This is a genomic window from Sorangium sp. So ce1036, from assembly GCF_051369805.1.
Taxonomy (GTDB): Bacteria; Myxococcota_A; Polyangia; order Polyangiales; family Polyangiaceae; genus Sorangium; species Sorangium cellulosum_F.
The window spans coordinates 1,700,842-1,713,958 of the sequence record NZ_JBBMOX010000001.1 but is presented as its reverse complement, the minus strand read 5'-3'; the positions used below and the strand labels follow the sequence as shown (position 1 = coordinate 1,713,958).

Annotated in this window: 6 protein-coding genes; 4 read left to right on the top strand and 2 right to left on the bottom strand. The window is 72.6% G+C overall.

Going from position 1 to position 13,117, the window contains the following annotated elements; translation table 11 throughout:
- Positions 1 to 18 precede the first annotated feature (18 nt).
- The 4 genes from WMF31_RS06340 (at position 19) to WMF31_RS06325 (ending at position 9,608) form a co-directional block, all read left to right on the top strand.
- Positions 19 to 858 carry a hypothetical protein gene (locus WMF31_RS06340; RefSeq protein WP_436601066.1) on the top strand — a complete coding sequence of 280 codons (840 nt, stop codon included), beginning with the start codon at positions 19 to 21 and terminating at the stop codon, positions 856 to 858.
- Positions 859 to 1,249: 391 nt separating this feature from the next.
- Positions 1,250 to 4,522, top strand: a complete 3,273-nt coding sequence (gene drmD, locus WMF31_RS06335) for a DISARM system SNF2-like helicase DrmD (protein ID WP_436601065.1) — start codon at positions 1,250 to 1,252, stop codon at positions 4,520 to 4,522.
- Positions 4,522 to 8,517: an Eco57I restriction-modification methylase domain-containing protein gene (locus WMF31_RS06330; protein ID WP_436601064.1), complete on the top strand. Its 3,996-nt coding sequence runs from the start codon at positions 4,522 to 4,524 to the stop codon at positions 8,515 to 8,517. The genes drmD and WMF31_RS06330 overlap by 1 nt, the downstream gene beginning before the upstream one ends.
- Before the next feature lie 56 nt (positions 8,518 to 8,573).
- Positions 8,574 to 9,608 carry an AAA family ATPase gene (locus tag WMF31_RS06325; RefSeq protein ID WP_436601063.1) on the top strand — a complete coding sequence of 345 codons (1,035 nt, stop codon included), beginning with the start codon at positions 8,574 to 8,576 and terminating at the stop codon, positions 9,606 to 9,608.
- Between the two features lie 97 nt (positions 9,609 to 9,705).
- Here WMF31_RS06325 and WMF31_RS06320 read toward each other — a convergent pair whose 3' ends face one another.
- Both WMF31_RS06320 and WMF31_RS06315 read right to left on the bottom strand, forming a co-directional pair.
- A complete protein-coding gene (locus tag WMF31_RS06320; protein ID WP_436601062.1) occupies positions 9,706 to 10,818 on the bottom strand; it encodes a ComEC/Rec2 family competence protein in 1,113 nt (370 codons plus the stop codon).
- A complete protein-coding gene (locus WMF31_RS06315) occupies positions 10,815 to 12,929 on the bottom strand; it encodes a hypothetical protein (RefSeq protein WP_436601061.1) in 2,115 nt (704 codons plus the stop codon). Before WMF31_RS06315 ends, WMF31_RS06320 begins: the two co-directional genes overlap by 4 nt.
- Between the last annotated feature and the right edge of the window lie 188 nt (positions 12,930 to 13,117).

The following is a 13,117-nucleotide window of genomic DNA, read 5'->3' as shown; positions in this document are numbered from 1 at the left end:
GCATGCACGGAGGGAACCTTGCGTAATCTCACGATCGGAGACCTGAAGCTCGCCTTGCGCGACCTCCTGGACGAGAGGGCCGAGGAGCTGCGCCTGTCGGCGACAGGCAAGCTCTATGAGCCGCGGCTCAGGGCAAAGCAGAAGCAGATAGACGCCATCCCCGACGCCGCGGGCACGCAGGCGCCGCTCGCCCGGGAGCTCTCCGAGGCGGACGTCCGCCACGACGGGCTCGGGGGGGCCGTCTTCTTCCTGTGCAAGGCCATCGAGGCGCACCCGTCGCTCCCGGCGGCGATCAAGGACGCGGCGGCGGCGGCGCAGCGGACGTTCGTCCCGAGGCTCGAGGTGCTGCGCGCCCCCTATGCGGACGAGGCGTCGGCGGCGCTCGACAACCGGCCCGAGCTGGCGCGGCGCAAGGCGGAGCTCGAGGCCGTGGCCACGCCGGGCGGCGGGACCCTTCACGACTGGGTCGAGGCGTTCGTGGCGGCCGGCGACGACATCGACCGGCTCCTGCGCCGGCGCGCCACGCTCCTCGCGACGGGCGAGAGCGCCGCGGCCACCGGGCCGCTGCGCAACGCCGCGGTGGGGCTCCTGGGTCGCTTCCGGGACGCGCTCCGGGACGAGATCCAGGAGGAGGGCAGCGCGCTGCCGGCGGACCACGAGGCGCGGCTCTTCGCGTACATCGACAAGCTGAACGCCGACCGCGAGCGCGCCGCGCGCGGGCGCGCCGCCCCGGGGCCGGCCGCCCCCGCGGAGGCCGCACCGGCTGCGGCGGCTGCCCCCCCCGCGCCGACCACCCCACCCGCGGCGGCCGCCGAGCCGCCGGCCTCACCCGTCGCGCCCGCCGCCCCCGAGCTGTAGCCAGCATCCCGGCGCCCGCGAGATGCCGGGGGACCTGCGCGCCAGGGCCCTCGGCATGTCTCGACCTACCCGCCGCCTGCCCGGCCATGCCCCGCCCAGATCCCGACCTACCCGCCGCCTGCCCGGCCACGCACCCACCCAGATCCCGACCTACCCGCCGCCTGCCCGGCCACGCACCCGCCCAGATCCCGACCTACCCGCCGCCTGCCCGACCACGCACCCGCCCAGATCCCGACCTACCCGCCGCCTGCCCGGCCACGCACCCGCCCAGATCCGGACCTCCCCGCCGCCTGCCGAGCCACACCCCCGCCCACGTCCTCGGCGCCTCGGCGGTCCAAAATTCCGTGCCTTTCAGGCAGGTTCCACCCGCTTGTCGCTCTAGGATGCCCCCGTGTCCGTGACCCCGCAGCAGGGCAACTTCGTGCGCGTGCGCTCGCGCCTCTACCTCGTCGACCAGGTCGCGCAGGACGCGCCCGACGAGGACGCCGTCGTCCACCTCTCGTGCCTCGACGACGACGCGCAGGGCGCCCGGCTCTCCGTCCTCTGGCAGAGCGAGGTCGACGCGCGGATCGTCGACGCCGCGAGCTTTCGCGAGGTCGCCGCCCGCGGGCTCGACGCGCCGCGCACGTTCGCCGCGTACCTGAACGCGCAGCGGTGGCACTGCGTCACCTCCACGCGGCCGCGGCTGTTCCAGGCGCCGCACCGCGCCGGCATCGAGCTGCACGCCTACCAGCTCGAGCCGCTCCGCAAGGCGCTCCTCCTCCCGCGCGTCAACCTCTTCATCGCCGACGACGTCGGGCTCGGCAAGACCATCGAGGCCGGGCTCATCCTCCGCGAGCTCCTCATGCGCCAGCGCGTGCGCCGCGTCGTCGTCGTGGCGCCGCCCTCCGTGGTCGTCCAGTGGCGCGACGAGCTCGAGTCCCGCTTCGGCCTCTCCTTCGTGATCCTCGACCGCGCCTTCGTCGCGAAGAAGCGCCGGGAGCGCGGCTACTCGGTCAACCCGTGGCTGACCCACAACCTGTTCATCGTCTCCCACGCCCTCGTCCGCGACGAGGCGTACGTCGCGCCGCTCCGCGCCTGCCTGCAGAAGGACGGCGGCGGCTCGATGATGATCCTCGACGAGGCGCACAACGCCGCGCCCGCGAGCGGCGCGAAGTACGCCGTCGACTCCAAGCTCACCGGCGCGGTGCGCGAGCTGGCCGAGCTCTTCGAGCACCGCCTCTTCCTCTCGGCGACGCCCCACAACGGGCACTCGAACAGCTTCACCGCCCTGCTCGAGATCCTCGACCCGCAGCGCTTCACGCGCGGCATCCCGCTCGAGGAGCCGCAGCGGCAGCTCGAGCCGATCATGGTGCGCCGCCTCAAGTCCGACCTCCGCGAGGTGAAGGTCGCGTTCCCCCGGCGCGAGGTGAAGCAGATCACCCTCGACGGCCTGCCGGACGACGCGCCGGAGCTCGTCCTCTCGCGCATGCTCGAGCAGTACCGCGAGCTGCGCGCGCGCCGGCTCGCGCGCGCGTCGCGGAGCGCGCAGGCGGCGGCCGGGCTCCTCGACATCTCGCTGCAAAAGCGGCTCCTCTCCTCGATCGAGGCGCTCCGCTGCACGCTGCTCGCCCACCGCGACGCGCTCCGCAAGGCGCGCGAGAAGAAGCAGAAGGAGCAGGGCGCCAGGCCCCCCGCGCCGGTCCGCGAGGAGCGGCTCGACCTCCTGCGCGAGGCGCCGGGCGCCGACGACGAGCGGGCCGGCGTCGGCGAGGACGAGCTGCGGCGCGAGGAGCGCGCGCAGGTCGAGGCCGCGACGCGCGCGTCCAGCGAGGCGACCGAGGCCGAGGAGCTCGCGCTGCTCGACCGCATGATCGAGGTCGCCGAGGCGCACGCGAGCGCGCCCGACGCGCGGATCGAGCGCCTCCTCTCCTGGATCCGGGAGAACCTCTGCCCGGACCTCCCCGCGCGCGGGGAGAAGCCCGCGAGGCCCGCCCGCTGGCTCGACCGCTGCAAGGGGCGGGAGCACGCCGCGCGCGTCCTGATCTTCACCGAGTACACCGACACCAAGCGCTACCTGGAGCAGCAGCTCGGGGCCGCGCTCGCCTCCACCGACCGCGGCGAGGAGCGCGTCGAGGTCTTCCACGGCGAGATCGCCGACGAGGCCAAGCGCGAGGAGATCAAGCGCGCCTTCAACGGCGATCCGGCCGAGCACCCGGTGCGCGTCCTCATCGCCACCGACGCCGCGCGGGAGGGCGTCAACCTCCAGAGCCGCTGCGCGGACCTCTTCCACTTCGACGTCCCGTGGAACCCGAGCCGCATGGAGCAGCGCAACGGGCGCATCGACCGCAAGCTGCAGCGCGAGGAGGTGGTGACCTGCCACTACTTCCTGTTCGCGCAGCGCGCCGAGGATCGCGTGCTCGAGGTGCTCGTCCAGAAGACGAGCACGATCCAGAAGGAGCTCGGCAGCCTGGGGGCGGTCGTCGAGGGGGAGCTCCTGCGCCTGCTCTCCAGGGGCATCCCGCTGCGGCAGGCGGCGGCGCTCTGCGGGAAGATCGGCGCGGTGAAGGGGGCGCCCGCCCCCGAAGAGCTCGAGGCCTCGCGCGAGCGGCGCGCGCCGCTCGAGAAGCAGCTCGCCACGCTCCGCCAGCTCCTCGAGGAGTCGCGCGTGCACCTCGGCCTCCGCGGCGGGGACCTGGAGCGCGCCCTCTCCGAGGCGCTCCGGCTGCTCGGCGCCGAGCCGCTGCGGGCCCTCGACCCCGCGCGCGACCGGCTCCCCTCGGGCAAGCCGGCGCCGCCCGGCGCGTACGCCTTCCCGGCGCTGGACCGGCTGCCCGGCGCCGACCCGGGCTGGGCCGAGCTCCTCGACGCGCTCCGCGCGCCCGAGCGGCCGCGCGACGTCGACCTCCGGGCGTGGCGCCGGGAGGCGACGCTCCGGCCCGTCGTCTTCGCGGACACCGGCGCGCTCGGCGCCGAGGTCGTCCACCTCCACCTGGAGCACCGGATCGTCCAGCGCCTGCTCGGGCGGTTCCGGTCCCAGGGGTTCCTCCACCACGATCTCTCGCGCGCGACCGCCGTCATCACCGACGAGGCCGAGCCGAAGGTCGTGCTGCTCGGGCGCCTCGGCCTGTACGGGGACCACGCCTCCCGGTTGCACGAGGAGGTCATCCTGGCGGCCGCGCCCTGGGTCGCGCCCGTGGTGCGCAAGACCAGGCTGCGCGGGATGGGGCTCGACCACCACGACGCGATCCTGCGGCAGATGGGCGACGCGCTCGCGCGCGGGGAGCGCCCGCACGACAGGGTGCGGGAGGACCTGTCGGCCGCCGCCGAGCGCGACGTCGAGGAGCTCTTGCCGCTGCTCGTCCAGCGCGGCGAGTCCGCGGGCAAGCGCGCCGAGGAGGAGCTCGCCAAGCGCGCGGCGAAGGAGGCGGCCGACATCCGCAAGGTGCTCGAGGCGCAGCGCGCGCGCATCCGGAAGCACCACGACGAGCCCCAGCAGGAGCTCCAGTTCACCGATCTCGAGCGGCGCCAGCTCGCGTCCGAGCGCGCCTTCTGGGAGGCGCGCCTGCGCACCATCGAGGCCGAGATCACGTCGGAGCCGCGGCGCATCGAGCGCGCCTACCAGGTGCGGGCGCGCCGGCTCGATCCGCTCGGGCTCGTCTACCTCTGGCCGAGGACAGGCTGATGGCAAGCAGCACGACCGCCGCCCACAACCGCGATCTCCAGGCCCACAAGACGTGGCTCGGCCTCCTCGAGGGCCAGCGCGTGGGCGTCGTCGTCACGCCGCCCGCCCTGGTCGCGGCGCAGGCGTACGCGAACACCGACGTCATCCCCGCGCAGGACGCGCTGCTCGCGCTCCTGACCGACAGGCCGCGCGACCTCCGCGACGCCATCGCCGATCGCTGGGGGCAGAGCGGCGACGTGGTCCTCACGCGGCTCGGCCCCTTCTGCGAGGCGGTGCTCGGCTGGCGGCCGGACGACCTCCGCCCGGTCGCGCCGGACGACGCGCGCTGGTCGGTGCACCTCCGGGAGCAGCGCGAGACGCTCTCGCCGACGCACGTCGTGATGGACCCCGACGCCCGCGGCGAGCAGCCCGCCCCGATGATCCTCGTCCGCGAGGAGCCGACGAACACCGACCTCGACGCGCTGCCGCCCGAGCGCGAGGACGGCGGCGGGTGGCGCGCGAGCCCAGAGACGCGCTTCGAGCGGCTGCTGCGCGACACCGGGGTCCCGATCGGCATCCTCTTCAACGGGGCCAGCCTCCGGCTGGTGTACGCGCCGCGCGCGGAGACGCCGGGGCACCTCACGTTCTCCGTGCGGGCGATGTGCGAGGTCGGCGGGCGCCCCCTCCTCGCCGGCCTGGTGATGCTGCTGCACGAGAGCCGGCTCTTCACCGGCCCGAGGGCGCAGCGGCTGCCGGCGATCCTGGCCGAGAGCCGCAAGTACCAGAGCACCGTCTCGACCCAGCTCGCCGGGCAGGTGCTCGATGCGCTCCACGCGCTGGTGCGCGGGTTCCAGGCGGCGAACGAGGTCGACCCGCGCGGGCGCGGCGAGCTGCTGCGCGAGGTGATGGCCGAGGACCGCGCCCAGGTGTACGGCGGGCTGCTCACCACGCTGATGCGCCTGGTCTTCGTGCTCTACGCCGAGGACCGCGAGCTCCTGCCCGCGGGCGGGATCTACCCCGGGAGCTACTCGGTCACGGGGCTGTTCGAGCGGCTGCGCGAGGACGCGGGCCGGCACCCCGACACGATGCACGCGCGGTACGGGGCGTGGGCGCAGCTCCTCACGCTGTTCCGGGTGCTGCACGACGGCGCGCACGCCCGGGAGATGCGGCTCCCGGCGCGCGCGGGGCGCCTCTTCGACCCCGACGTGTACCCGTTCCTCGAGGGGCGCGCCCACGGGACGCGCCGGGCGAAGGGCGAGCGGATCACGCCGCCGCTGGTGTCGGACGGGGTGATCTACGAGGTCCTCGGGCTCTTGCTGTACCTCGACGGGGACCGGCTCTCGTACCGGGCGCTCGAGGTCGAGCAGATCGGCTCGGTCTACGAGGCGATGATGGGGTTCACGCTCGAGCAGGCCACGGGGCGCTCGATCGCGGTCCTGCCGCACCACGTGGTGATCGACCTGGAGGAGGCGCTCGCGCTGCCCGAGGCGGCGCGGGACAGGCGGCTCGCCGACGCCGGCTGCAAGCTCGCCGACGCCGCGCAGAAGGCGTGGAGGACGGCGAGGACCGAGGCGGCGCTGCTGGCCGCGCTCGGCCGCAAGGTGTCGCCGCGGACGCCGGACGTGCTGCCGCAGGGGGCGCTCTACCTGCAGCCCACCGAGGAGCGGCGGCGGTCGGGGAGCCACTACACGCCGCGCGAGCTGACCGAGCCGATCGTGCGGACCACCCTTCAGCCGCAGCTCGACGCGCTCGCCGGGGGGAAGACGCCGCGGGCGGAGCAGATCCTCGCCCTCAAGGTGTGCGACCCGGCGATGGGCTCGGGCGCGTTCCTGGTCGAGTCGTGCCGCTTCCTCGCGGCCGCGCTCGACGCGGCGTGGGGCGAGCACGGGGATGCCCCGGGGATCCCCCCGGACGAGGACCGCGAGCTCCACGCGCGCCGGCTGGTCGCGCAGCGGTGCCTGTACGGCGTCGACAAGAACCCGTTCGCGGTCGACCTGGCCAAGCTGTCGCTGTGGCTGTTCACGCTCGCCAAGGACCACCCGTTCACGTTCCTGGACCACGCCCTCCGGCAGGGGGACTCGCTGGTCGGGCTGTCGAAGGAGCAGATCGCGTGCTTCGACTGGAAGGACACGGGCAAGCCGTCGCTCCTGCTCCGGCCGCGCCTCGCGACCGTGCTGAAGGCGGTGGAGCAGAAGCGCGCGGAGATCCACGCGCTCGGCGACTCGACCGACGTGGCGGAGAAGTCGCGGCTGCTCGGCGATGCGGAGGACCTGGTCGCCGACGTGCGGGCGATCGCGGACCTGGCGGTGCTGGCGTTCTTCTCCGAGAAGAAGGACGCGGCGCGGGAGAAGCACAGGAAGCGGCTGGGAGATACCGTGGTGGAGCCGTTCCTGTCCGGGCGGCTCGCGGCGCACACGCTCCGCGAGCAGGCGGATGGGCTGAAAACGCTCACGCCGCCGGTGACGCCGTTCCACTGGGAGCTGGAGTTCCCGGAGGTGTTCGCGCGGGAGAACCCGGGGTTCGATGCGTTCGTGGGGAACCCGCCGTTCGCGGGGAAGAACACACTGCTCGCCACCGGCGGCCCGTTCATCGTTGACTGGCTCAAGACGTTGCACGAGGGGTCGCACGGGAACGCCGATCTGGTCGCCCACTTCTTCCGGCGGGCGTTCTCGATGCTCAGGCGCACGGGCACGTTCGGACTCATCGCGACGAACACCATTGCTCAAGGTGATACGAGGGCGACAGGGCTGCGCTGGATCGTGCTGCATGGCGGGGCCATCTACGCCGCCAAGCGCAGATACAAGTGGCCGGGAGCCGCCGCGGTGATTGTGAGTGTGGTCCATATACAGCGCGGAGGGATCGCGCTGACGCCGGAGCTCGATGGCAAGGCGGTGCCTCGCATCTCGGCGTTCCTGGTTGCCAACGAGGTTGACGACGATCCTGCCCCGCTCGCCGCGAATCAGGGACGCAGTTTTATAGGAAGTTATGTACTCGGCATGGGCTTCACCTTCGATGACACGGAAAAGAAAAAGCGTGCCAACAGCCTCGCCGAAATGAAGCGCTTGATCGAGAAGAATCCACGCAATGCGGAGCGAATCTTCCCCTACCTCGGCGGCGAGGAGCTCAACGCGAGCCCCACGCAGTCGCACCGCCGGTATGTCATCAACTTCGGCCAGATGACCGAGGAAGATGCACGACGGTGGCCGGACTTGATGGAGATTATCGAGCGCAAGGTTAAGCCTGAGCGCATGAAGAACAAACGCGAAGTGCGACGCCGCTTCTGGTGGCGCTTCGGAGAGCCCGCACCCGCGCTCTACACGGCGGTTCGTGACATGCCGCACGTTCTTGCGGTGGCACGAACGAGCAAGAATCTTGGCTTCGCACTGTTACCGTCGAGCATAGTCTTCAGCGAAAACATCGTTGTCATTGCGTATGGCGCTCAGGCGTTCCCGCTCGTGCAATCACGCACTCACGAGGCATGGGTTCGGTTCACTTCGTCAACGTTGGAGGACCGACAGGGGTATCGTTCCTCCGATTGCTTCGAGACCTTCCCCTTCCCCGAAGGCTGGGAATCCAACCCCGCGCTCGAGGCGACCGGCAAGGCCTACCACGAGTTCCGCGCCGCCCTCATGGTGAAGAACAACGAGGGCATGACAAAGACCTACAACCGCTTCCACGACCCCGACGAGCGCTCCCCCGAGATCCTGAAGCTCCGCGCGCTCCACGCCGAGATGGACCGCGCGGTGCTCGACGCCTACGGCTGGCAGGACGTGCCGACCGCCTGCGAGTTCCTCCTCGATCACGACGACGGGGACGAGGACGACGACGAGGGCGGCAAGAAGCGAAAGCGGAAGCCCTACCGCTACCGCTGGCCCGACGAGGTGCGCGACGAGGTCCTGGCCCGGCTGATCGAGCTCAACCGCGCCCGCGCCGAGGACGAGCGCAGGCGCGGGGTGGCGGTGGCGCGCGACGCGCGCACACTGGACGACGAGGAGGACGGCGATGGCGACGACTGAGGCAGGCGCGCCCCGCACGCGCGGAAGCGCGCACCCCCTGCTCACCCGGGAGCGCCATGCTTAGACGGCTGGAGCTCGACGGCATCGGTCCGGCCGACAAGCTCACGTTCGGGCCGCTCGCCCCCCGGCTGAACCTCGTCACCGGCGACAACGGCCTCGGCAAGTCGTTCCTCCTCGATCTCTCCTGGTGGGCGCTCACGCGGACCTGGCCGCAGTACCCGGCCGTCCCCAGGCGGCCCGACGCGTCCATCGGGTTCGCCTTCGACGGCCTCAAGGGGCTCACCGAGGACGTGTCCCCCTGGATCCCGAAGGCCCAGGACTGGAAGCGCAAGCGAGGGCGGCCGTCGAACCCAGGCCTCGTCCTCTACGCGCGCTCGGACGGGGCGTTCTCGGTCTGGGACCCCGCGAAGAACTACCGCCTTTACCGCGGCGCGGACGGCAGCGAGCGGGAGATGCTGCCCGCCTACCACTTCACGCCGGGTCAGGTCTTCGACGAGCTCCGCGCCGGGGACAACCAGGTGGTCTGCCGGGGATTGCTCGACGACTGGACGCGGTGGCAGCAGTCCAACGACCCACGCTTCGCGATGCTCTCCCGGATGCTCGCGGCGCTGTCCGAGGATCCGGAGCGGCCCATGGAGGCCGGCAAGCCCACACGGCCCTTCCTGGAGGACGTCCGCGATGTCCCCACCATCAAGATGCCTTACGGCGACGAGGTCCCGGTGATCTTCGCCGCGGCCGGGATGCAGCGCATGCTCAAGCTGGCCTACCTGCTCACCTGGGCGTTCTCGGAGCACGAGGAGGCGGCGCGGCGGCAGGCCCTCCCGCTCTCGGAGCAGGTCATCCTGCTCATCGACGAGCCCGAGACGCACCTCCACCCGAGGTGGCAGCGGGCGGTGCTCCCGGGGCTGCTGAAGACGATCGCCGCATGGGGCGCCCATGCGCCGATCGTCCAGGTGATCGCCGCAACGCACGCTCCGCTGGTGCTCGCGTCGGTGGAGCCGCTGTTCCATCCCGAGGACGACGCGCTCTGGAGGCTCGAGTTCGTGGACGGCGCGGTGCAGATCGCGCGGGACTCGCTGCAAGCCAGGTGAGCGCGTTCGCTTCACGCGCAGCGCGCAAGCCGTACCTGATCGACGATGGCGTCAGCGTACCCGGCGCGGAAGCTCGGACGCACCGAGCATCCACCGCTCAAGGTACGGGCGGACGACAGAGCGGGTGCTCCCAGTCGTCGACGATCCGCTCGTGCTCGCCCCCGCGCGAGGGCAAGACCTCGACGTGCCCGTTCAGGTAGAGCTTGACGACCACCGTCCCCGCGCACGGGACCTCGAGACGACCCTTCTCGACCTGACCGCGCCTGTCGGTCAGGTGCCGGTACTGCGGCTCCGTCCACTGGTGCTGCTCGGTGATCACCCGGCGCCGCAGCGCCGCGAGCTCGACGGGATCACGCTCCATCCGGCCGTCGGTCCCGGGGACCTCGAGGGGACCGTGGCACCGCGCCGTCACCTGCGTGCAGAGCAGGCGACAAGGGCCTCCTCCGGTGATCGGCTTCACCCAGGGCTCCATCGGGTGACCATGAGCGTTGTTGGTGCCCACCGAGATCAGCGCCGTCGGGGCCCCCACGTCGTTGTAGAGGCGATCCACGCTCCAGCCCACGGGGGTGCCGCCGTCGTTCAGGGCACCGCCGTGGTGCGGGATCCGGAAGGCCTCTGCTTTCAGCTCCTCCGGGGGCAGCTCGCTCCAGGACAGGAGCGGCGCATCCCCGCCGATCAGCATGGCGCTCGGACCGGCCTGGACGCGCAGGATGGAGGAGTAACGGTTCGCCTCCTCCCACTCCCCCTCGCGTTCGCGCCGGATCACCTGTCCGTGCCGCGGAGCGAGCAGGGTGACGGACCAGCCGGGTCCGCTCACCAGGTGTCTCCGGTCCCTCGTGTTCGGAAGGAGCTCCCAGCGGCGGCGGCGCGCCCCCTGGTCGCGGCTCTGCTCTTCCGCGTAATCGAGCAGCGCCTTCGCTCGCTTCGCATCGTCGTGATCGACGCCGACGTCGCGATCCGTGGACAGGTAGACGCCCTCGATGGGCCTCGTCCAGCCCCGGAGGAACTGGAGCGCACCCGCGATGTGATCCTGGTCCAGGTGACTCAGCACGAACGCCGCGATCGCCGGTGTGTTCCAGCCGTCCAGGACCTTGCGCAGCACGTGATCGTCGGCGCAGTCGAAGATCACGACGCGGTCGTCCGGCAGCAGGACGACCGTGCAATCGCCCTGCCCGACGTCGAGCATGTAGACAGCGAGGCGATCGTTCAAGCGGCGTCCCCGGACATGCGGGCGAGCAGCGCGATCAGCGAGCCGGCGTCGCGGCCGCTGCCCGCCGGCTCGAGCCTCGTCGCCGGGCCGGACGGCGCGCCGTCGCGGTGGACGGGCACCCGCGCGAGGTAAAGCCCCTCGGCGCTCTCGGGCAGCAGCGCCTCGGGGAGCTCGATCCGGGGCAGGTGCCGCATCGTCGGGACGAGCTCCCTGCCCGCGACCCGCCCCACGATCCAGCGCTCCGCCGCGTGTTCGAGGCCGATATCGCTGTTCAGCACGTCGACGATCGAGAGCAGGCGCCCCTTGAGACGCACGTCCTTCGCCCCGAGGTTCGAGGAAGGGGTCGAGACGAGCCGGCGCGTCTCGTGCGCGATGTGGCGTGCCAGCGCCTCGATCGCGGCGCGGGGCTGCGCCGCGTGGACCTCCTTCGCGAGCCCGCGCAAGCGCGCCGCCCAGGTCCCTCCCGCCTTCCGCACGTCGATCGCCGCCGGGGCGTGGAACACGAGGAGCCCCTCGGTGTCCCCTTGCCCCGCGCGAAACGGCAGCTCGCGCACAGGGAGCCCGCTCTCCCAGCGGCGCAGCAGCGCCCGGCAGCCGTCGGCGACCTCGGGGAACAGGTCCACCGACTTGTCGAGGACGGGCTCGATCAGCTCGAGCGACAGCAGCGGCAGCTCGGCGTGCAGCGCCGTCGCGGCGGGGCGGACCCGGAGCAGCTCTTCACGGCGCGGGTGCGGCTCCACGCGCGCGGACGCCTCCTCCACCGCCTGCATCGCCTCGATCGGACGGCCGAGGCGCACAAGGGTCTCGATGAGGCGCTGGTGCCAGAGCGCGTTCTCGGGCCACTCCGCGACCGCCTGCCGGTACTCCGCGAGGCACGTCGCGCCGTCGAGCATGCCCGCGAGGGCGCCGTCCCGGCTCCGGTAGTGGCGCACGTAGGAGAGGAGCCGGCGCCCGAACCGGTCGCCCGTGCTCCAGGGGCCCGACTGCATCATGCGCAGGAGCCCGTCGTACTGGCGCCAGGCCTCCGCGTGCCGCTCGTCCAGGCTGGTGCGTCGGGCGAGCTCGACAAGCCCGTGCACGTGGAGCGCGGCGGTGTGCTCGGCGCGGCTCATGTCTCCCAGCTCGACGAAGAGGGCGTGCGCCCGCAGCACCCGGGACGCCTGCTCGGGCGCGAGGCTGCGCACGTCGTTGACCGGCGCGAGGAGCGCGTGGGCCACCGCGGGCAGCAGCTCCTCCCGCTCCTTCGGGGTCAGCGCGCGGACCGCGCCGGCGTCGGCCAGCGCCGGGAGGAGGGAGAGCGCGCCGGACCGCTCCTCGACGAGCTTGAGCTCGCAGAGCCTATCGAGCGTGGAGCGCTCCTCCACGAGCAGCCCTGGCTCGGCCGGGGTGGCGCCCGCGCGCCCGTCGAGCAGGGGCTCGATCGCGTCGCGCGGGACCTCGCCGAGCGCACCCACGAGCGAGAGCACCCGCTGCCAGGACGGCGGCGCGCTCGACTGGAACGCCTCCCCGAGGCCCTGGAGCAGGCCGAGGACCGTCGCCTCGTCCTCCTCCGCCTGCTCGACGAGATCGTTGAACGCGGAGGCCGGCAGCAGCGGAATCAGCGCGCGCGCGAGCGTAAGGACCGCCGGGTTGCCCTTCGCGAGCCTCCCCAGGGTGGGCCAGTTGCGATAGCCGCTCTCGGCCTCCTCGAGCCGGATGGGCCAGTCGCCGGGGGCGGCATGCGCGCAGGTCGACTCGACGCCCTGGGGGTGCCTCCTCCCGACGAGGAACGTCGGAGAGCGCTCGAGGCGGCCTCGCAGCCAGTCGAGCACCACCTGCTTCTCGTCCTGCCAGAGGCTCGCCGCCGGATCGTCCAGGCTCGGCGCCCCGGGGAGCAGGGCGTCGGCGCCATCCACGACGAACGGGTGCCCGTTCACGGCCCGATCGGCGATGTGGAGGCTGGCCTCGATTCCCTCGCTCCGGAACGCCTCGAGGAGCGGCCTGCCGTCGGGGCCGAGCTGCCGGGCCAGATCCGAGGCGAAGCGCTGGCCGAGCAGCGGGCCCGAGGCCACGTCGACCCGGATGCCCTCGCGCACCGCGGTGCGCACGGCGTGCGACTTCCCCGTACCCATGGGCCCGAAGATCCAGCCCCCGCGCTTCTGGCCGAGGCGTTCTCCGACCCACCGGGTCGTGGGGACCGGCACGTCGCGCGTTTCGAACCTGAAAATCAACGGGACCTCGCCCTGGCAAAGTACCCGCGGGCGGCAGGGCCTTCAACGTCGTTCGAGCCCGCGCTCCGGCCCACGGGCGACGGCGCCTG

What these genes read in the sequence shown, in the direction of transcription:
- WMF31_RS06330 (WP_436601064.1), top strand. Translation starts at nt 4,522, where the DNA reads ATGGCAAGCAGCACGACCGCCGCCCACAACCGCGATCTCCAGGCCCAC.
- WMF31_RS06325 (WP_436601063.1), top strand. Translation starts at nt 8,574, where the DNA reads ATGCTTAGACGGCTGGAGCTCGACGGCATCGGTCCGGCCGACAAGCTC.
- WMF31_RS06315 (WP_436601061.1), bottom strand. Translation starts at nt 12,929, where the DNA reads ATGGGTACGGGGAAGTCGCACGCCGTGCGCACCGCGGTGCGCGAGGGC.